Raw genomic sequence first — 18721 nt, 5'->3', positions numbered from 1 at the left:
TCGATTACACATTCCTACTTTTTTCCCACTTTTCCCGTAAAAATAAGCGTAAAACTGACATAAAGCAGCCTATACCTGATAAAATCTAAAGCTTTGTTGTTTGCGTTTATTCGTTGTTTTTATAGCAAACCTCTGCTTTTTTCAGACGGCCCATCCTTTGTTTCAAAGCATTACATGCCGTCTGAAAAAACAATCCGACATCCGAATCTCAACCCACCAAAAAGTAACGCATCCTTATGATTAAGATAAAAAAAGGCTTAGACCTGCCTATCGCAGGCAGACCGGAGCAAGTCATTTATGACGGCCCGGCCATTACCGAAGTCGCGTTGCTTGGCGAAGAATATGTCGGCATGCGCCCCTCGATGAAAATCAAGGAAGGCGAAGCCGTCAAAAAAGGCCAAGTGCTGTTTGAAGACAAAAAGAATCCGGGCGTAGTATTTACCGCTCCGGCTTCAGGCAAAATCGCCGCGATTCACCGTGGCGAAAAGCGCGTACTTCAGTCAGTCGTGATTGCCGTTGAAGGCATCGACGAAATCGAGTTCGAACGCTACGCACCTGAAGCGCTGGCAAAATTGAGCAGCGAAGAAGTGCGCCGCAACCTGATTCAATCCGGTTTGTGGACTGCGCTGCGCACCCGTCCGTTCAGCAAAATCCCTGCCGTCGATGCCGAGCCGTTCGCCATCTTCGTCAATGCGATGGACACCAATCCGCTGGCTGCCGACCCTACGGTCATTATCAAAGAAGCCGCCGAGGACTTCAAACGCGGCCTGTTGGTATTAAGCCGCCTGACCGAGCGTAAAATCCATGTGTGTAAAGCAGCCGGCGCAGATGTGCCGTCTGAAAACGCTGCCAACATCGAAACACATGAATTTGGCGGTCCGCACCCTGCCGGTTTGAGTGGCACGCACATTCATTTCATCGAGCCAGTCGGTGCGAACAAAACCGTTTGGACCATCAATTATCAAGATGTGATTGCCATTGGCCGTTTGTTTGCAACAGGCCGTCTGAACACCGAGCGCGTAATTGCCTTGGGTGGCTCTCAAGTCAACAAACCGCGCCTCTTGCGTACTGTTTTAGGTGCGAAAGTATCGCAAATTACTGCGGGCGAATTGGTTGATGCAGACAACCGCGTGATTTCCGGCTCAGTATTGAACGGTGCGATTGTACAAGGCGCGCACGATTACCTCGGCCGCTACCACAATCAGATTTCCGTTATCGAAGAAGGCCGCAGCAAAGAGCTGTTCGGCTGGGTTGCGCCACAACCGGACAAATACTCCATCACGCGCACAACCCTCGGCCATTTCCTGAAAAACAAACTCTTCAAGTTCAACACAGCCGTCAACGGTGGCGACCGCGCCATGGTACCGATCGGCACTTACGAGCGCGTGATGCCCTTGGATATCCTGCCTACCCTGCTCTTGCGCGATTTAATCGTCGGCGATACCGACAGCGCTCAGGCACTGGGTTGCTTGGAATTGGACGAAGAAGACCTCGCTTTGTGCAGCTTCGTCTGCCCGGGCAAATACGAATACGGCCCGCTGTTGCGTAAGGTGCTGGAAACCATTGAGAAGGAAGGCTGATTATGGGCTTAAAACATTTTCTTGAAAAAATCGAACCGCACTTCCTGCCAGGCGGCAAACATGAAAAATGGTATGCCCTCTACGAAGCTGCAGCGACGATTTTCTATACATCCGGCGCGGTAACGCGCAAAGCGGCCCACGTCCGCGATGCGCTCGACTCCAAGCGCATGATGATTTTGGTATGGCTGGCTTTGTTCCCCGCCATGTTCTACGGTATGTACAACGTCGGCGTGCAGGCATTCGGTGCGTTAACGCCTGATTTGTTACAACAAAATATCGCCAACGACTGGCATTACGCCCTTGCCAACGCTTTGGGCATCAATATGTCGTCTGAAGCGGGTGTGTTGGGCAAAATGCTGTTCGGCGCGATTTTCTTCCTGCCGATTTACGCGACTGTATTTGTCGTGGGCGGCTTCTGGGAAGTCTTGTTCGCCACTGTACGCAAACATGAAATCAACGAAGGTTTCTTCGTGACTTCGATTCTGTTTGCTTTGATCGTTCCCCCTACCCTGCCTTTGTGGCAAGCCGCTTTGGGTATTTCTTTCGGCGTTGTGGTTGCGAAAGAAGTATTCGGCGGTACAGGTAAAAACTTCATGAACCCTGCTCTTGCAGGCCGTGCGTTTCTGTTCTTCGCCTACCCAGCCAACATTACCGGCGATACCATCTGGACTGCAGTTGACGGCTATTCCGGTGCCACTGCTTTGGCGCAATGGGCGGCACACGGTGCAGACGGCCTGAAAAACGTTGTAACCGGTCAAAATATTTCTTGGATGGACGCATTTATCGGTAATGTGCCCGGCTCAATCGGTGAAGTATCCACTTTGGCGCTCTTAATCGGCGGTGCGTTTATCGTGTTCACTCGTATTGCCTCTTGGCGCATTATCGCCGGCGTGATGATCGGTATGATTGCCATGTCTTCGCTGTTTAACTTCATCGGTTCGGACACCAACGCCATGTTCTCCATGCCTTGGTACTGGCACTTGGTGGTAGGCGGCTTCGCCATCGGTATGCTGTTTATGGCGACCGACCCTGTTTCCGCTTCCTTTACCAATGTCGGCAAATGGTGGTACGGCGCACTTATCGGTGTGATGTGCGTATTGATCCGCGTGGTCAACCCTGCTTACCCCGAAGGCATGATGTTGGCGATCCTGTTTGCCAACCTGTTTGCCCCGATTTTCGACTATTTCGTCGCACAAGCGAACATCAAACGCAGAAAGGCGCGCAGCAATGGCTAAGAAATTCGATAAAGACAGCTTCAGCGGCACGCTGATTGTGGTATTGGTTGTCAGCCTGATTTGTTCCATCATCGTTGCTGGTGCGGTCGTTGGCTTGAAACCAATCCAAGAGAAACAAAAACTCCAAGATAAACAAGGCTATATCTTGAGCGTAGCCGGTTTGATGGATAAAAACACCGACATCAGCAAAACCTTTGCCGAGCGTATCGAGCAACGTGTCGTGGACTTGGCTACCGGCGAATACGTCGCCGATGCGCCTAAAGACTTCAGCGCACGCGTTGCCGGCAAAGACCCTGCCCAAAGCATCCAAATCAAACCTGAAGACGATTTGGCAGGCATCAAAAGCCGTGCCAAATACACCGAGGTTTATCTGGTAAAAGGCGATGACGGCAAAGTCAGCCAAATCATCCTGCCTATGCACGGTAACGGTTTGTGGTCTGTTATGTACGGCTTTGTCGCCATCCAACCCGACGGCAACACCATCAACGGCATCACCTACTACGACCAAGGCGAAACCCCGGGCTTAGGCGGCGAAATCGGCAATCCTCTGTGGCAACAAAAATTCGTCGGCAAAAAACTGTTTAACGAACAAGGCAAATTTGCCCTGCACGTCGGCAAAGGCGCAAGTTCGGACAAAGAACACGGCGTAGATGCCCTCTCCGGCGCGTCGCTGACGTCTAAAGGTGTGCAAGGTTCGTTCGACTACTGGTTCGGCGAAAACGGCTATATCCCCTACCTGAACAAATTGAAATCAGCAGGAGCACAATAATGGCTGACATGAAACGCTTGAAACATTTGATGTTTTCACCCTTTATCGACAACAACCCGATTGCCTTGCAGGTTTTGGGTATTTGTTCGGCTTTGGCGGTTACCACCAAACTTCAGACGGCCATCGTAATGGGTATTTCCGTAGCTTTGGTAACCGGTTTTTCCAGCTTCTTCATTTCTTTGGTACGCAACTACATCCCCAACAGCATCCGTATTATTGTGCAAATGGCGATTGTTGCTTCCTTGGTAACGCTGGTTGACCAACTGCTTCAAGCCTTTGCTTATGAGCTGTCCAAACAGCTCTCCGTATTCGTCGGCCTGATTATTACCAACTGTATCGTGATGGGCCGTGCCGAAGCATTCGCCATGAAAGAGCCTCCTTTGGAGAGTTTGGTTGACGGTATCGGCAACGGCGCAGGTTACGGCATGATGTTGATCATCATCGCAACCATCCGCGAACTGATCGGCTCAGGCAAGCTCTTTGGCTACACCATTTTCCAAACCGTACAAGATGGCGGCTGGTATCAAACCAACGGCTTGTTCCTGCTCGCTCCCAGCGCGTTCTTCATCATCGGTTTCTTGGTATGGGGTCTGCGCACTTGGAAACCTGAACAGGCGGAGAAATAACACATGGAACATTACTTAAGCCTCTTTGTAAAATCCGTCTTTCTGGAAAACATGGCACTGTCCTTCTTCTTGGGGATGTGTACATTTTTGGCGGTATCTAAAAAAGTATCCACTGCATTTGGTTTGGGCGTTGCCGTCACTTTCGTACTCGGCCTGTCCGTCCCTGCCAACCAACTCGTTTATTCGCTGCTGAAAGACGGTGCGCTGGTTGAAGGCGTGGATTTGACCTTCCTGAAATTCATCACCTTCATCGGCGTGATTGCCGCTTTGGTGCAGATCTTGGAAATGTTCTTGGACAAATTCGTCCCTGCCCTCTACAACGCATTGGGTATCTACCTGCCCCTGATTACCGTAAACTGCGCGATTTTCGGTGCCGTATCGTTTATGGCGCAACGCGAATACAACTTCGGCGAGTCCGTTGTATACGGTTTCGGTGCAGGCTTGGGCTGGCTTTTGGCTATTGTCGCTTTGGCGGGCATTACCGAAAAAATGAAATATTCGGATGTCCCTAAAGGCCTCAAAGGCTTGGGCATTACCTTTATCGCCGCCGGCCTGATGGCAATGGCGTTTATGTCGTTCTCCGGCATCCAGTTATAAGAAAGGAATCGGCATGGAGATTATTTTGGGTATCGTGATGTTTACCGTCATCGTCTTGGTTTTGGCACTGATGATTCTGTTTGCCAAATCCAAGTTGGTGAGCGAAGGCGACATCACCATCAAAGTCAATAACGAAAAAGAGCTGACGATGCCTGCCGGCGGCAAACTGCTGGGTGCGCTTGCCAGCCAAGGTATTTTCGTTCCTTCCGCCTGCGGTGGCGGCGGCTCATGCGGACAATGCCGCGTTGTCGTGAAAAGCGGCGGCGGCGACATTCTACCGACCGAGTTGTCCCACATCAGCAAACGCGAAGCGCGCGAAGGCTGCCGTCTGTCTTGTCAGGTCAACGTCAAAACCGACATGGACATCGAAGTACCGGAAGAAGTGTTCGGCGTGAAAAAATGGGAATGTACTGTCATCTCCAATGACAACAAAGCCACGTTCATTAAAGAACTCAAACTTGCCATTCCCGAAGGCGAAGAAGTTCCCTTCCGCGCCGGCGGCTACATCCAAATCGAAGCCCCTCCTCACACTGTTGCCTACAAAGACTTCGACATTCCTAAGGAATACCACGAAGACTGGGACAAATACAATCTGTGGCAATACGTTTCCAAAGTGGACGAGCCGATTTTGCGTGCCTACTCTATGGCTTCATACCCTGAAGAAAAAGGCATCATCATGCTGAACGTGCGTATCGCCACACCGCCTCCGCGCGTACCAGATGCACCTCCGGGACAAATGTCGTCCTACATCTGGTCGCTCAAACCCGGTGATAAAGTAACCATCTCCGGTCCGTTCGGCGAATTCTTTGCCAAGGATACCGATGCCGAAATGGTATTTATCGGCGGCGGTGCGGGTATGGCGCCGATGCGTTCCCACATTTTCGACCAGCTGAAACGCTTGAACTCCAAACGTAAGATTACTTTCTGGTATGGTGCCCGTTCTAAACGCGAGATGTTCTATGTCGAAGACTTCGACCAACTCGCAGCAGAATTCCCGAACTTCACATGGCACGTCGCCCTGTCCGACCCATTGCCTGAAGACAACTGGGACGGTTACACAGGCTTCATTCACAACGTGGTTTACGAAAACCACCTGAAAAACCATGAAGCACCGGAAGACTGCGAATTCTATATGTGCGGCCCTCCGATCATGAACCAGTCCGTGATCAAAATGCTCAAAGATTTGGGCGTGGAAGACGAAAACATCCTCTTGGACGATTTCGGCGGTTAACAGACAAAAAGGAAGAAACTTCGGTTTCTTCCTTTTTTATTGCCAGGCCGTCTGAAAACCATACTTTCAGACGGCCTGAACCTTTCTTTTACGATACAATAAAGGCTTCAAAAAATAATCCGCAAATCCCCTATGCCGTTTCTTTCCAATTCGTTTTACCGTCCGATAATCGGTTGCACCGTTGCCATCCTTTCCTCACTCACACTCTCTGCCTGCCAACCTGAAAAACAACAAACCATTACCCTGCAAGGCGAGACCATGGGCACGACCTATACCGTCAAATATCTTTCAGACGGCCAAGATAAACTCCCCTCCCCTGCCGAAATACAAAAACGCATTGATGACGCGCTTAAAGAAGTCAATCGGCAAATGTCTACCTACCAGACCGATTCCGAAATCAGCCAATTCAACCAGCTGCGCACCGTCAATCAGGCCATGCCCATTTCCCAAGACTTTGCCTATGTGACCGGAGAAGCCTTGCGTTTAAACAAACTGACACACGGCGCACTGGACGTAACCGTCGGCCCTTTGGTCAACCTCTGGGGATTCGGCCCGCAAAAAGAAATCACGCACGAACCGACTGCACAAGAAATCCAACATGCTTCAGAAATGGTCGGTACGGACAAACTCAAACTTTCCCAAGACGGACAGCAGCCTACACTCGCCAAAACCCATCCCGAAGTCTATTTAGACCTATCCTCCATCGCCAAAGGCTTTGGTGTGGATAAAACCGCCGCCGAACTTGAAAAACTCAATATCGGCAATTATTTGGTAGAAATCGGAGGCGAGTTGCATGGCAAAGGCCACAATGCGCAAGGCAACCCTTGGCGTATCGGCATCGAGCAGCCCAATATCGTTCAAGGCGGTGCCACCCAAATCACCATTCCATTGGACAATAAATCACTGGCTACATCCGGCGACTACCGCATTTTCCATGTTGATAAGTCAGGCCGCCGCCTTTCCCATATCATCAACCCTAAAACCAAACAACCCATCAGCCACAACCTTGCTTCCATCAGCGTAGTAGCTGAAAACGCCACACTTGCAGACGGCCTTTCAACCGGATTGTTCGTCCTCGGAGAAACTGAAGCACTTAAACTTGCCGAGCAAGAAAATCTCGCCGTTTTCCTTATCATCCGGACCCCGCAAGGCGGCTACCATACTAAAATGTCCAGCGCATTCAAGAAATTATTAAACTAATCTTCAGGAATACACACATGAAAACCCTTCTTCTGACTTTCGGCATTTTTATCATTGTCATCCTCGGCATGGCAGTCGGCTATATTTTCTCCAAACGCACCATCAAAGGCAGCTGCGGCGGCATTTCCTCTCTCGGCATGAAGAAAATGTGCGATTGCGACACGCCGTGCGATACCTTGCAAAAAGAGCTGGATAAAAAACAACATTCCGACAATCAAGGCATCAAGGTTGATCATTAAGTTGTTATTGAATGTTTATTCATGATTTAAGACTACTTATCCCCTATCAGGCCGTCTGAAAAATAAAAGAGCGTAATCCCAATGGATACACGCTCTTTTATTTTGCTTCTTCCAAAGCAATCCAAAAATATCTTGCACACCCGTTTAAATCAAAACCGCTCCAAACCAATCATGAAACAAAAAGAAAAGCTCCTGCAAAACAGGAGCTTTTTCTTGGAAGAAACCGGATTATTTCAATTTAGTTTCTTTGTAAATAACGTGTTTACGGGCTACTGGGTCAAATTTTTTGATTTCCAGTTTGCCAGGCATAGTACGTTTGTTTTTAGTAGTTGTGTAGAAGTGACCAGTACCAGCACTGGACTCCAGTTTGATTTTATCGCGCATTGCAGTAATCCTTAATTAATGGTGTTTAAATTAAGCTTCGCCGCGAGCACGCAAATCAGCCAATACGACATCAATGCCTACTTTATCGATGGTGCGCAATGCAGCGTTAGAAACGCGCAGGCGAACCCAGCGGTTTTCACTTTCTACCCAGAAACGACGTGATTGCAAGTTAGGCAAAAAACGACGTTTGGTTTTGTTGTTGGCGTGTGATACGTTATTGCCAGACATCGGGCGCTTACCGGTCACTTTGCAAACTCGTGCCATGGTTAGTCTCCAAACTTCTAAAATAGTAAAACGCGATTTATACCACGAAATCCGCCTTCAGTTCAAGTCGTTTACTGAAAAAACGGGATTTGTGGAAATAAATCTTCTCAATATGTTGCATCTGCGAAACGGTATTTCGCAAAGCCTTAACTTTTCAATTATAACGGATTTCTTTGAAAAAATCATCTGTCGTTTGCGTGGTCGGCGAAATAAACAGGCCGTCTGAACATTTCAGACGGCCTGTTTATCGTCATGCTTTTTTCTTCAACGCCGCATTCAAAATGCAGCCGAGTATAAAGCAGGCTAAAGAGGGAACAACCCACCCTAAACCGATATTGTAAAACGGCAATGCGCGCTCGATGGCAGCCGCGGTTTCGGCATCAAATCCAAACGCGGCCTTATAGGCATCAAGCAAACCGACCATAAGGGCCGCCATCATGGTGCAGAAATAGACAATACGGCCGCCGCCAAACAGTTTATCTGTCAAGGCCAGCAGAATAATAACGATGGTCAGCGGATACAACAGCATCAACATAGGGATGGAAAACTGCAAAATCGCTGACAGGCCTTTGTTGGCCAACAGGATAGACACCACCGTATTCAGTATCACAAAGATTTTATAAGAAATACCCGGGCAAAGACGGTTGAAATATTCGGCGCATGAAGTAATCAAGCCAACCGCCGTACTCAGACAGGCAAGCAGCACCATGACGCCAAGCAACACAATACCGGCCGTACCGAAATAGTGCTGTGCGGTTTTAGACAAAACCGACGCGCCGTTTTCCTGCAAGCCGATACCGGCCACACCTGTCGCGCCCATATAGCCGATAAACAGGTAAACCACTGCCAAACAAGAAGCCGCCAACACACCGGAAATCGTCGTGGTCTTCAGCAAGTCCGCGCGGTTGTCCACGCCCATGGCGCGAACGGCATCGATGACGATAATGGCAAACACCAGCGAAGCCAGCGCGTCCATGGTGCCGTAGCCTTCCAAAATGCCTTTAACCAACGGATGAGTAGCAAAATCGCCTTGCGCCGCCTGCGGCACACCCATCGGATTAATGGCGGCATAGCCGACCAATATCGCAATTGACAGCAACAAAACAGGCGTGAGGATTTTACCGATACGGTCAACCAGCTTCCCCGGGGAAATCGACAGCCAATAAGTCATGCCGAAAAACACCAGGCTGAATACGGCCAATGCGATGTTTTTCCAAGATTCATCAATGAAAGGGGAAATCGCGGTTTCAAAAGATACCGTTGCCGTACGCGGCATGGCAAACAGAGGGCCGATTGCCAGATAAAGCGCAGTGGCAAAAGTCACACCGTACCAAGGCGCAACACGGGAAGCCAGTGCCTCCACATCACGCGAGCCGGAATAGCCGACGGCAATCACGCCCAATAATGGCAAACCCGCCCCTGTCAGCAGAAAGCCGGACATGGCCGAAAGCCAGTTTTCACCGGCCTGCTGTCCCAAAAAAGCAGGAAAAATCAGGTTTCCCGCCCCAAAAAACAGGGCAAACAGCATTAAGCCCACCGCCCATAAAGAAGCTTTGGTATGACTCGTCGTCGAATTCATTTTAGTTCTCTTTTTTCAAATTTTCGTTATCGGTTTCATCGACTTCAAGGCCGTCTGAAAGCATTTCGGCTTCGTTTGTTTCCAAACCGTCTTTCAGGCTGATTTCGATTTCACCATAATTTTCAGGCTGTACGATACGCACCAAGCCTTCTTTAGCCAATTCCAGCAATGCAATAAAATTGACCACCACATATGTCGCGCCCTGCTCCGGCTTAAACAAATCGCTGAACTTGCTGATACCGCTTTCGTTCAAGCGACGCAAAATCGCCGTCATCTGCGCGCGCACGGAAATGGTTTCCCGCACCACTTCATGACTGCGCGTATGCTTGGCACGCGACAAAATACCCAACCAAGCCTGCGTCAAATCGGCAACGTACACTTCCGGCAACTTCGCTTCGACCGCAATTTCCAACGGCAAATACGCCCAAGCAAAATCACGTCCGGCACGCGGCAACGCATCCAAACCCTGAGCCGCCAGTTTCATCTGCTCGTAAGCCAACAGACGGCGCACCAGCTCGGCACGCGGATCCGCCTCTTCATCCTCAACTTCTTCAGGACGCGGCAACAGCAGGCGCGATTTAATTTCAATCAACATCGCCGCCATCAGCAGGTATTCCGCCGCCAAATCAAACTGATACGCTTCCATTTGAGCAATATAGTGCAGATACTGCTCGGTAATCTTCACCATCGGAATATCGAGGACATCGATATTCTGCTTGCGGATGAGGTACAACAACAAATCCAACGGCCCTTGGAAGCTGCTCAATACCACCTTCAACGCATCAGGCGGAATAAACAAATCCTGCGGCACATCGGTGACAGGCTGACCGAACACCCACGCAACGGTATGTTCAGACGGCGTTGCGGCAGTGGAAGAAATAAGGTGTTCTGAAGGCATGGTTAAAGGGTCTTTTTCTTTTTAAGTTTAGTAAGAAGTTTCATCAACAAAAGGCCGTCTGAAACAAGGACAAGCCGTTTTAAATATAAAAATCAACGTTTTTTACGATTGATTTGCAAAGAAACAATGGCGACGGCAAAGGTCTGGGCCAAGGCCATACCCAACAGCGGCAGGCTGGCAAAAACCGTACCCGTCAGTACCGAGCCAATATCGCGGGAAAACATAAAACCATCCCTCGCAAGCATCGCCACTATCAAAGCCAACAGTAGCAAACTTTCGCAGCCTACCAAAAACCAAATCATTTTAACCGAACGGCGTTTGCGCCATTTCATGATCCCGGCGTGCAACAGGCTGAATATCATGACGGACAGAAACGGATAAAGAAAAGTGGTGAACGGGCGGTTATAACCGCTTTGCACACACAAATAATCGCCCGGCAGCGTATTGCATTCCATCACATCGAGAAACATCGGATCGACAGCATACATCAATACGCCGAACCATACTGCATAAATCAGACTGGCAATAAAGTAGGCTTTAAAAAATCGGCTCTTACCCATTTCCTACCCCTCACTTCCGCTCTGCGATATGCTCCACCGCAGCCTGCGCACAATACAGCCCAAACGAAGCCGTTACCAGCATACTCGCCCCATAGCCCGCGCAGGACAAACCTTGCGGCGCTGCATCGGTCGAACACGCTTCGCCGGATTGCGGCGGCGTAATATTCTCGGTTGAATAGACGCAAGGCACGCGCATTTTTTCTTTGGTATCGCGGCTGAAGCCGTAGCGTTTGCGCAAGGTATAGCGCAAATTGGAAAGCAGAGGGTCGTGGGTAACGCGGCTCAAATCGGCGGTTTGGATTAAAGCCGGATTTTTCTGTCCGCCCGCGCCGCCGCTGATAATAAACGGTTGTTTATGTTGCACGAAATACGCCGCCATCGCCGCTTTGACACGGATTTGGTCGATGGCGTCGATGACAAAGTCAAAAGGCCGTCTGAAAAGTTCGTCTAGATTGTCTTCGGTCACAAAATCTTCGATTTCCGTCACTTCGCATTGCGGATTGATTTGGGCGATGCGTTCGCGCAAAGCAGTAACTTTTGCCTTACCGAAATCATCGGTCAAAGCGTGCAACTGGCGGTTGACATTAGACTCGGCAACGTTGTCCAAATCAATCAGCGTTAAACGACCGATACCGCTCCTCGCCAAAGCCTCCACCGCCCACGAACCGACGCCGCCGACGCCGACCACGCACACATGCGCACGCGAAAAGCGTGCCAGTGCTTCGTCTCCGTAAAGTCTGGCAATGCCGCCAAAGCGGCGCGAAGAAAGAAAAGCGGCGTCTTGCATAAGTAACCTTGTGATATATCAATAAATTAATGAAAAACGCCACAGGCGAATCGGACCGATATTATACTTGAAAGCAGATGGGCTGTTGTACCTGCCCGAAAGAGTTTATAATCGTTTCACATTCAGACAAGTTCTGATTTCATATTAAACGAAAGTGCCGCTACTCGGCGCAAAAGGAGAATGAATATGTACAAACATCTGGTTGTAGCCGTTGACGGTAGCGAGACCTCCCTCAATGCATTGAAACACGCCGCCGAACTGGCAAGCCTCAACAAAGCCCAACTGACTTTGGTTCACGTTGCCAACCCTGCCGAATACATGGCTTTGGCTCCTGAATTCCTGCAACATGAAAGCTACGAAGCCGCCGCAGTGGCTCAAGGCAACGAAGTTTTGGATTTCGCAGAAAAAACAGCGCGTGAAAACGGCGTTGAAAACATCGTGAAACACTTGTTGGTTGCCAACAAAGGCGCACGCGAAATGGCGCAAGACTTGGTTGACTACGCCGACAACAACGGCGCAGACCTGCTGGTACTCGGCACACACGGCCGCACCGGCCTGATGCACCTGCTGATGGGCAGCTTCGCCGAGACCGTAATGCGTCAAAGCCACCTGCCTCTGCTGATTATCCGCAGCAAAGCCGAAGAAGCATAATCAAGCATTGATTTAAAATAGCGAAAGGCCGTCTGAATATTTTTCAGACGGCCTTTTCTCACATGACAGTTTCAGCTTTTATTTCGCCATTTCTTTGAACACTTCGTGTGCCGCAGCAATGGTTTCGTCAATCAGCTCAGGCGTATGCGCGGCAGAAACAAACCCGGCTTCGTAAGCTGACGGACCGAATGCGACATTGCGGTCGAGCATACCGTGGAAGAAATGTTTGAAACCGTCGATATTGGAACGCGCCATATCGGCATAGTTTTGCGGCGTATGGCTGGCGAAATACAAACCAAACATGCCGCCTACGCTGTCCGCCGTAAATTCAACGCCATGTGCTTTAGCCGCGTCGGCAATACCGTTGGCGAGGCGTTGGGTCAAGGCAGTCAGGTTTTCATAGAAGCCTTCGCGCTGAATGATTTCCAGCGTTTTCAAACCGGCTGCAACCGCAATTGGATTGCCGGACAATGTACCTGCCTGATACACGCCGCCCAATGGTGAAATACATTCCATGATGTCTTTACGGCCGCCGAACGCCGCCAAAGGCATACCGCCGCCGATCACCTTGCCCATGGTGGTCAAATCAGGTTTGATATCGTGCAAAGATTGCGCGCCGCCCAGCGCCACGCGGAAGCCGGTCATCACTTCGTCGTAAATCAACACAGCACCGTGTTTTTCAGTCAATTCGCGCAAGGCTTTGACGAAGGCTTCAGACGGCCTAACCAGATTCATATTGCCGACAAAAGGCTCCAAAATCACACAGGCAATGTCATTGCCGCTTTGGGCAAAGGCTTCTTCCAGTTGGGCGATATTGTTGTACTCGAGTACCAAAGTATGTTTGGTAAAGTCGGCAGGCACACCGGCGGAAGAAGGATTGCCAAACGTCAGCAGACCGCTGCCTGCTTTAACCAACAGGCTGTCGGAATGGCCGTGGTAGCAGCCTTCAAACTTGATGATTTTGTCGCGGCCGGTAAAACCGCGTGCCAGACGGATGGCGGTCATCGTTGCTTCCGTACCGGAGCTGACAAGGCGCAGCTGCTCGACGGACGGCATGATTTTGGCGATTTCTTCGGCAATGACAATTTCGCCTTCAGTCGGTGCACCAAACGACAAACCGCCCAATGCTGCTTCGCGCACGGCTTCAATGACTTCAGGATGGGCATGGCCGACAATAGCAGGGCCCCAAGAGCCGACATAGTCGGTATAACGCGTGCCGTTTTCGTCCCAAACATACGCGCCTTCTGCCTTTTTGATAAAGCGCGGTACGCCGCCGACGCTGCCGAATGCGCGCACAGGAGAGTTCACGCCGCCGGGAATAATGGCTTTGGCGCGGTTGAACAAGCTTTCATTACGGTTCATGGTCAATTCTTTCGTAAGAGGTCGTCTGAAAATCAAATCGATGCCATTTTAACACCAAATCCTTTTCAGACGGCCCAAGCTTCAAAATAAGAATCGGGCGCAAAATCAAAATTATTCTTTAAAAACAAACACTCTATCCACATTTTTCCTGCTTGTGCTATAATCCGCGACCTATTGAAACAATAAAAGAAAAGCATCATGTTACGCGGATTCATACTCAGCCTCGCCCTTTTGGCGTCCTCCCTCGTCCATGCACAACGCAGCCTGCCTGACGATATGGATGTAGCCGTTTTAAAGACTGTCGATTTGCCTTATCTGAAAGTCAGCAAAGGCGGTTTTTCTTGGACGCGCCTGCTGACCTTGGGCATTGTGGACGGCAACGCGGCCAAACTGCAAATCACGCGCTTTACCAAAATCCACGATGAAAACGACCGTTTCATCCCCATGGGCCGCCTGCTGAATCAAACCGGCAAAGCCGTCGCATTCAAATACAACGAAGAAAGCCGCCTCGTCCGCGAAATCTGGATTTTGACCGACGCCGAAGCCGACAGGTTCATCGAACACGCCAAAAAGCAGAAAAAGGCGGAAGAATAATTTTTCAGACGGCCCGAATATTTCACAGGCCGTCTGAACCCTTTTACAACAAGCAAGTCAATCAAAACAAACCATGAAAAAAGTATTTATCCGCACCTTCGGGTGCCAAATGAACGAGTACGACAGCGAAAAAATGCTGTCCGTCCTCGCCGAAGAACACGGCGGCATCGAACAGGTTACCCAACCTGACGACGCCGACATCATCTTGTTCAACACCTGCTCCGTGCGTGAAAAAGCGCAAGAGAAAGTCTTCTCCGACTTAGGCCGCGTACGTCCGCTCAAAGAAAAAAATCCCGACCTCATCATCGGCGTTGCCGGCTGCGTTGCCTCTCAAGAAGGCGAAAACATCGTCAAACGCGCTCCGTATGTGGACGTGGTTTTCGGCCCGCAAACGCTGCACCGCCTGCCCAAACTCATCGTCGACAAAGAAACCACCGGCCTGTCTCAAATCGACATTTCCTTCCCCGAAATCGAAAAATTCGACCACCTGCCGCCTGCGCGCGTAGAAGGCGGCTCGGCATTCATTTCCATTATGGAAGGCTGCTCCAAATACTGCTCTTACTGCGTCGTCCCTTATACCCGCGGCGAAGAATTCTCCCGCCCGCTCAACGACGTATTGACCGAGATTGCCGGTTTGGCGCAACAAGGCGTTAAAGAAATCAACCTCTTAGGCCAAAACGTCAATGCCTATCGCGGCGAAATGGAAAACGGCGAAATCTGCGACTTTGCCACTTTATTGCGCATCGTCCACGAAATCCCGGGCATCGAACGTCTGCGCTTTACCACCAGCCATCCACGCGAATTTACCGACGCGATTATCGAGTGCTACCGCGACCTGCCGAAGCTGGTTTCCCATCTGCACCTGCCGATTCAAAGCGGTTCCGACCGCGTATTGAGCGCGATGAAACGCGGCTACACCGCCTTGGAATACAAATCCATCATCCGCAAACTGCGCGCCATCCGTCCTGATTTGTGCCTCAGCTCCGACTTTATCGTCGGTTTCCCGGGCGAGACCGAGCGCGAGTTCGAGCAAACCTTGAAACTGGTCAAAGACATTGCCTTCGACTTGAGCTTCGTCTTTATTTACAGTCCGCGCCCTGGCACGCCTGCCGCCAACCTGCACGACGACACGCCGCACGAAGAAAAAGTGCGCCGCCTCGAAGCTTTGAACGAAGTCATCGAAGCCGAAACCGCGCGTATCAACCAAACCATGGTCGGCACGGTTCAACGCTGCTTGGTTGAAGGTATCTCCAAAAAAGACCCTGACCAACTGCAAGCCCGTACCGCCAACAACCGTGTGGTCAACTTTACCGGTACACCCGACATGATCAACCAAATGATCGATTTGGAAATCACCGAAGCCTACACCTTCTCCCTGAAAGGCAAACCGGTATAAGCACACACAAACAAAGGCCGTCTGAAACTGTTCAGACGGCCTTTATCTTGGTTCGGCCCGGCATTATCTGATTCATGTATTTTTATTACCCGAACAAAAGGCTTTTCAGTATAATACCGCCCGAAAATTCCCTTATCTGTTTAGAAGTTAAGGCCAAAATCCGAGCTTCCGGCAGTTAAACCCGCTGATGCCGTCCTCGAACGGCTTTCCCCAAAGGAATATCTCGAATGAGTTCTTCAAATCAAAGCGTTTTGGAAAGATTATTCAACCTCAACGCCAATCAGACCAACGTGCGCACGGAAATTATGGCCGGTGTGACAACCTTCCTCGCCATGTGCTACATCATCATCGTCAATCCCCTGATTTTGGGCGAAACCGGCATGGATATGGGCGCAGTATTTGTGGCCACCTGTATCGCCTCCGCCATCGGCTGTTTCGTGATGGGCTTTGTCGGTAACTACCCGATCGCCCTCGCTCCGGGCATGGGTTTGAACGCCTACTTTACCTTTGCCGTCGTCAAAGGCATGGGCGTGGACTGGCGTGTGGCTTTGGGTGCCGTCTTCATCTCCGGCATTATTTTCATCCTTTTCAGCTTCTTTAAAGTGCGCGAAATGCTGGTCAACGCCCTGCCTATGGGCTTGAAAATGTCGATTGCCGCAGGCATCGGCCTCTTCTTGGCATTGATTGCACTCAAAGGCGCAGGCGTGATTGTGGCCAATCCTGCCACATTGGTCGGTTTGGGCGACATCCACCAGCCTACCGCCCTGCTGGCGATGGCAGGCTTTGTCATGGTGGTTGCACTTGGCCACTTCCGCGTTAAAGGCTCCATCATCATTACCATTCTGACGCTGACCGCCGTCTCCACCATCTTGGGCTTGAGCGAGTTCAAAGGCGTGGTCGGCGAAGTTCCGAGCATTGCGCCAACATTCATGCAGATGGACTTCAAAGGCTTATTCACCGTCAGCATGGTCAGCGTGATTTTTGTATTCTTCCTGGTTGACCTGTTTGACTCTACCGGCACATTGGTCGGCGTTTCGCACCGCGCAGGCCTGTTGCAAGAGGGCAAATTGCCGCGTTTGAAACGCGCCCTGCTTGCTGACTCAACCGCCATTATCGCAGGCGCCGCCCTGGGTACTTCTTCTACCACCCCTTACGTTGAAAGCGCGGCAGGCGTTTCTGCCGGCGGCCGTACCGGCCTGACTGCCGTTACCGTCGGCGTACTGATGCTGGCCTGTCTGATTTTCTCCCCGCTGGTTCAAAGCATTCCTGCATTCGCTACCGCCCCCGCCCTGCTCTATGTTGGCGCGCAAATGTTGCGCAGCGCGCGTGAAATCGATTGGGACGACATGACCGAAGCCGCACCGGCATTCCTGACCATCGTCTTCATGCCGTTTACCTATTCGATTGCCGACGGTATTGCGTTTGGCTTTATCAGCTACGCACTCATCAAACTCTTGTGCAACCGTACCCAAGACGTACCGCCTATGGTATGGATTGTCGCCGTGTTGTGGGCATTGAAATTCTGGTTCTTAGGTTAAACCGCTCAAACGAACAGGCCGTCTGAAAACTTTTCAGACGGCCTGTTTTATTTTACCCAGCGTTTAAAGCTGTCGGTAAAAGATTATTTTTTCGCTTTTTTAGCAGCAGGTTTAACGGCAGCTTTCGCGCCTTTGTCCAATGCGCAGAAGCGGGTAACGATTTGATCAACCACTTCTTGTTTGCCGTTTACTTCGGTAGTACCGCGGATAGTCAGCATGTTGCCATCAACTTTGTCTACGTTGGCTGCAGTGGCTGCTTCGGCAACCCAAGCGACATTACCGCCCCAGAATGCGTTTACATCTTTGCTGCTGTCAGTGATACGGAACAGGTTTTCAGTTAATTGGCCTTTGTATTTTACTTGTGCAGCAACAACTTCGTTGCCTTTGAAACCGTACATTACGCTCAGAGGCTCTTTGCCGTCTTTACCGCATTTGTAGTGAACTTCTTTAGTACCGTCGATAGAGTCTACTTTCAAAGTATTAGGCACTGGAGCTTGAGCTTGTTGAGCCTGAGCTTGAGTTTGTTGTTGCGCAGTAGGCGCAGCTTTAGCTTCAGGTTTGGCTTTAGAACCGCTGCTACATGCAGTCAGGGCAACAGCCGCCAAAACGGCAGGAACGATTAATTTAACATTCATATTCATAATTGACTCCCAAATGGTTTCAATAAAAAACCGGCAAACGCCGGCTGACATTTACACATTAACAGAGATATTCCGTCTTGTCTTTATCTCAGACGGCATTTTTTAAGAAAAGTTCAAATAAATATTTTTATGATATAAAATCAAGAAATTATAAATATGAAATCATGTAAATTCAGGTTTAGGTATTTTTAAGATGAATACTATTGTCAATAAATTGGGGGTTGGCAATGGTAGAATGAGATTGAAAAACGCATTTAGACGACAAAAGTCTGAGCAATTTATTTTATATACTTCTACCTCTCGATTTGCTGAGCGTTTCAGACGGCCTTAGAACACAAACAGTAAATGCAATAAAAAAGCGCAATCTGAAATAGATTGCGCTTTTTTGAAAACTGGCACGCCCACGGGGAATCGAACCCCGGTTACCGCCGTGAAAGGGCGATGTCCTAACCGCTAGACGATGGGCGCGGATAAATCTTGTGGCGCACCCGGAGCGATTCGAACGCCCGACCCTCTGGTTCGTAGCCAGATACTCTATCCAACTGAGCTACGGGTGCATCCTCATCACTTCGCAAGTGCGTTGTGAATCA

At 50.1% G+C, this 18721-nt stretch carries 20 protein-coding genes and 2 tRNA genes; 12 read left to right on the top strand and 10 right to left on the bottom strand.

Features of this window, described 5'->3' with window-relative positions:
- Positions 1 to 236 precede the first annotated feature (236 nt).
- The 8 genes from ACTHTU_RS07680 to nqrM all read left to right on the top strand — a co-directional run bounded on the left by ACTHTU_RS07680 (position 237) and on the right by nqrM (position 7477).
- A complete protein-coding gene (locus tag ACTHTU_RS07680; RefSeq protein ID WP_440362205.1) occupies positions 237 to 1580 on the top strand; it encodes a Na(+)-translocating NADH-quinone reductase subunit A in 1344 nt (447 codons plus the stop codon).
- Between the two features lie 2 nt (positions 1581 to 1582).
- Positions 1583 to 2815, top strand: a complete 1233-nt coding sequence (locus ACTHTU_RS07675) for an NADH:ubiquinone reductase (Na(+)-transporting) subunit B (protein WP_315039643.1) — start codon at positions 1583 to 1585, stop codon at positions 2813 to 2815.
- Positions 2808 to 3584 (top strand): Na(+)-translocating NADH-quinone reductase subunit C, encoded by a 777-nt coding sequence (locus ACTHTU_RS07670; RefSeq protein ID WP_440362204.1) that lies wholly within the window; start codon positions 2808 to 2810, stop codon positions 3582 to 3584. Before ACTHTU_RS07675 ends, ACTHTU_RS07670 begins: the two co-directional genes overlap by 8 nt.
- A complete protein-coding gene (locus tag ACTHTU_RS07665) occupies positions 3584 to 4210 on the top strand; it encodes an NADH:ubiquinone reductase (Na(+)-transporting) subunit D (RefSeq protein WP_049329022.1) in 627 nt (208 codons plus the stop codon). The genes ACTHTU_RS07670 and ACTHTU_RS07665 overlap by 1 nt, the downstream gene beginning before the upstream one ends.
- Positions 4211 to 4213: 3 nt before the next feature.
- Positions 4214 to 4807: an NADH:ubiquinone reductase (Na(+)-transporting) subunit E gene (gene nqrE, locus ACTHTU_RS07660; RefSeq protein ID WP_003684365.1), complete on the top strand. Its 594-nt coding sequence runs from the start codon at positions 4214 to 4216 to the stop codon at positions 4805 to 4807.
- 13 nt (positions 4808 to 4820) lie between these two features.
- Positions 4821 to 6038: an NADH:ubiquinone reductase (Na(+)-transporting) subunit F gene (gene nqrF / locus ACTHTU_RS07655; RefSeq protein WP_049352532.1), complete on the top strand. Its 1218-nt coding sequence runs from the start codon at positions 4821 to 4823 to the stop codon at positions 6036 to 6038.
- A gap of 132 nt (positions 6039 to 6170) precedes the next feature.
- Positions 6171 to 7238, top strand: coding sequence for an FAD:protein FMN transferase (locus ACTHTU_RS07650; RefSeq protein WP_300482877.1), 1068 nt, complete (start codon positions 6171 to 6173; stop codon positions 7236 to 7238).
- A 17-nt stretch (positions 7239 to 7255) separates the two neighbouring features.
- Entirely contained in the window at positions 7256 to 7477 is a 222-nt protein-coding gene (nqrM, locus tag ACTHTU_RS07645; protein WP_003680888.1) for a (Na+)-NQR maturation NqrM, read from the top strand.
- Between the two features lie 228 nt (positions 7478 to 7705).
- Here nqrM and rpmG read toward each other — a convergent pair whose 3' ends face one another.
- From rpmG to ACTHTU_RS07615, 6 genes are all read right to left on the bottom strand, one after another.
- Positions 7706 to 7861: a 50S ribosomal protein L33 gene (gene rpmG / locus ACTHTU_RS07640; protein WP_003684373.1), complete on the bottom strand. Its 156-nt coding sequence runs from the start codon at positions 7859 to 7861 to the stop codon at positions 7706 to 7708.
- Positions 7862 to 7891: 30 nt separating this feature from the next.
- Complete coding sequence (rpmB, locus tag ACTHTU_RS07635) at positions 7892 to 8125, bottom strand: 50S ribosomal protein L28 (protein WP_002216391.1); 234 nt, start codon at positions 8123 to 8125, stop codon at positions 7892 to 7894.
- Positions 8126 to 8375: 250 nt separating this feature from the next.
- Positions 8376 to 9704, bottom strand: a complete 1329-nt coding sequence (gene brnQ, locus ACTHTU_RS07630; protein ID WP_440362203.1) for a branched-chain amino acid transport system II carrier protein — start codon at positions 9702 to 9704, stop codon at positions 8376 to 8378.
- A 1-nt stretch (position 9705) separates the two neighbouring features.
- Complete coding sequence (locus ACTHTU_RS07625) at positions 9706 to 10602, bottom strand: segregation and condensation protein A (RefSeq protein ID WP_440362202.1); 897 nt, start codon at positions 10600 to 10602, stop codon at positions 9706 to 9708.
- Positions 10603 to 10694: 92 nt separating this feature from the next.
- Positions 10695 to 11162 carry a hypothetical protein gene (locus ACTHTU_RS07620; RefSeq protein WP_440362201.1) on the bottom strand — a complete coding sequence of 156 codons (468 nt, stop codon included), beginning with the start codon at positions 11160 to 11162 and terminating at the stop codon, positions 10695 to 10697.
- Between the two features lie 10 nt (positions 11163 to 11172).
- Complete coding sequence (locus tag ACTHTU_RS07615) at positions 11173 to 11949, bottom strand: tRNA threonylcarbamoyladenosine dehydratase (RefSeq protein ID WP_049333907.1); 777 nt, start codon at positions 11947 to 11949, stop codon at positions 11173 to 11175.
- A 186-nt stretch (positions 11950 to 12135) separates the two neighbouring features.
- Here ACTHTU_RS07615 and ACTHTU_RS07610 point away from each other — a divergent pair, with 186 nt between their 5' ends.
- Positions 12136 to 12600 (top strand): universal stress protein, encoded by a 465-nt coding sequence (locus ACTHTU_RS07610; protein WP_049333908.1) that lies wholly within the window; start codon positions 12136 to 12138, stop codon positions 12598 to 12600.
- A 78-nt stretch (positions 12601 to 12678) separates the two neighbouring features.
- Here ACTHTU_RS07610 and hemL read toward each other — a convergent pair whose 3' ends face one another.
- Complete coding sequence (hemL, locus tag ACTHTU_RS07605; RefSeq protein WP_440362200.1) at positions 12679 to 13962, bottom strand: glutamate-1-semialdehyde 2,1-aminomutase; 1284 nt, start codon at positions 13960 to 13962, stop codon at positions 12679 to 12681.
- Positions 13963 to 14160: 198 nt separating this feature from the next.
- Between hemL and ACTHTU_RS07600 the strand changes: the two genes are divergently transcribed.
- From ACTHTU_RS07600 to ACTHTU_RS07590, 3 genes are all read left to right on the top strand, one after another.
- Positions 14161 to 14556 carry a hypothetical protein gene (locus tag ACTHTU_RS07600; protein ID WP_049333912.1) on the top strand — a complete coding sequence of 132 codons (396 nt, stop codon included), beginning with the start codon at positions 14161 to 14163 and terminating at the stop codon, positions 14554 to 14556.
- A gap of 73 nt (positions 14557 to 14629) precedes the next feature.
- Positions 14630 to 15952, top strand: a complete 1323-nt coding sequence (miaB, locus tag ACTHTU_RS07595; protein ID WP_036492978.1) for a tRNA (N6-isopentenyl adenosine(37)-C2)-methylthiotransferase MiaB — start codon at positions 14630 to 14632, stop codon at positions 15950 to 15952.
- 227 nt (positions 15953 to 16179) lie between these two features.
- Positions 16180 to 17490 (top strand): NCS2 family permease, encoded by a 1311-nt coding sequence (locus tag ACTHTU_RS07590; protein WP_070713519.1) that lies wholly within the window; start codon positions 16180 to 16182, stop codon positions 17488 to 17490.
- An 83-nt stretch (positions 17491 to 17573) separates the two neighbouring features.
- Here ACTHTU_RS07590 and ACTHTU_RS07585 read toward each other — a convergent pair whose 3' ends face one another.
- The 3 genes from ACTHTU_RS07585 to ACTHTU_RS07575 form a co-directional block, all read right to left on the bottom strand.
- Positions 17574 to 18131, bottom strand: coding sequence for a hypothetical protein (locus ACTHTU_RS07585; protein WP_440362199.1), 558 nt, complete (start codon positions 18129 to 18131; stop codon positions 17574 to 17576).
- Positions 18132 to 18524: 393 nt separating this feature from the next.
- A tRNA-Glu gene (locus ACTHTU_RS07580) sits at positions 18525 to 18599 on the bottom strand.
- Positions 18600 to 18611: 12 nt separating this feature from the next.
- Positions 18612 to 18688: transfer RNA gene (locus tag ACTHTU_RS07575), tRNA-Arg, on the bottom strand.
- Positions 18689 to 18721 lie beyond the last annotated feature (33 nt).

The organism is Neisseria sp. P0020.S005 (assembly GCF_051957055.1).
Taxonomy (GTDB): Bacteria; Pseudomonadota; Gammaproteobacteria; order Burkholderiales; family Neisseriaceae; genus Neisseria; species Neisseria subflava_A.
The sequence above is the reverse complement of the archived record's forward strand: the minus strand, read 5'-3'. Positions and strand labels throughout refer to the sequence as shown.

Excerpts from the sequence above, each read along its gene's own strand:
- rpmB (WP_002216391.1), bottom strand. The coding sequence starts at position 8,125 with ATGGCACGAGTTTGCAAAGTGACCGGTAAGCGCCCGATGTCTGGCAAT.
- ACTHTU_RS07615 (WP_049333907.1), bottom strand. The coding sequence starts at position 11,949 with ATGCAAGACGCCGCTTTTCTTTCTTCGCGCCGCTTTGGCGGCATTGCC.
- ACTHTU_RS07625 (WP_440362202.1), bottom strand. The coding sequence starts at position 10,602 with ATGCCTTCAGAACACCTTATTTCTTCCACTGCCGCAACGCCGTCTGAA.
- ACTHTU_RS07680 (WP_440362205.1), top strand. The coding sequence starts at position 237 with ATGATTAAGATAAAAAAAGGCTTAGACCTGCCTATCGCAGGCAGACCG.
- nqrM (WP_003680888.1), top strand. The coding sequence starts at position 7,256 with ATGAAAACCCTTCTTCTGACTTTCGGCATTTTTATCATTGTCATCCTC.
- nqrF (WP_049352532.1), top strand. The coding sequence starts at position 4,821 with ATGGAGATTATTTTGGGTATCGTGATGTTTACCGTCATCGTCTTGGTT.
- nqrE (WP_003684365.1), top strand. The coding sequence starts at position 4,214 with ATGGAACATTACTTAAGCCTCTTTGTAAAATCCGTCTTTCTGGAAAAC.
- hemL (WP_440362200.1), bottom strand. The coding sequence starts at position 13,962 with ATGAACCGTAATGAAAGCTTGTTCAACCGCGCCAAAGCCATTATTCCC.
- brnQ (WP_440362203.1), bottom strand. The coding sequence starts at position 9,704 with ATGAATTCGACGACGAGTCATACCAAAGCTTCTTTATGGGCGGTGGGC.
- ACTHTU_RS07665 (WP_049329022.1), top strand. The coding sequence starts at position 3,584 with ATGGCTGACATGAAACGCTTGAAACATTTGATGTTTTCACCCTTTATC.
- ACTHTU_RS07590 (WP_070713519.1), top strand. The coding sequence starts at position 16,180 with ATGAGTTCTTCAAATCAAAGCGTTTTGGAAAGATTATTCAACCTCAAC.
- ACTHTU_RS07610 (WP_049333908.1), top strand. The coding sequence starts at position 12,136 with ATGTACAAACATCTGGTTGTAGCCGTTGACGGTAGCGAGACCTCCCTC.
- ACTHTU_RS07600 (WP_049333912.1), top strand. The coding sequence starts at position 14,161 with ATGTTACGCGGATTCATACTCAGCCTCGCCCTTTTGGCGTCCTCCCTC.
- ACTHTU_RS07650 (WP_300482877.1), top strand. The coding sequence starts at position 6,171 with ATGCCGTTTCTTTCCAATTCGTTTTACCGTCCGATAATCGGTTGCACC.
- rpmG (WP_003684373.1), bottom strand. The coding sequence starts at position 7,861 with ATGCGCGATAAAATCAAACTGGAGTCCAGTGCTGGTACTGGTCACTTC.
- miaB (WP_036492978.1), top strand. The coding sequence starts at position 14,630 with ATGAAAAAAGTATTTATCCGCACCTTCGGGTGCCAAATGAACGAGTAC.
- ACTHTU_RS07675 (WP_315039643.1), top strand. The coding sequence starts at position 1,583 with ATGGGCTTAAAACATTTTCTTGAAAAAATCGAACCGCACTTCCTGCCA.
- ACTHTU_RS07585 (WP_440362199.1), bottom strand. The coding sequence starts at position 18,131 with ATGAATATGAATGTTAAATTAATCGTTCCTGCCGTTTTGGCGGCTGTT.
- ACTHTU_RS07620 (WP_440362201.1), bottom strand. The coding sequence starts at position 11,162 with ATGGGTAAGAGCCGATTTTTTAAAGCCTACTTTATTGCCAGTCTGATT.
- ACTHTU_RS07670 (WP_440362204.1), top strand. The coding sequence starts at position 2,808 with ATGGCTAAGAAATTCGATAAAGACAGCTTCAGCGGCACGCTGATTGTG.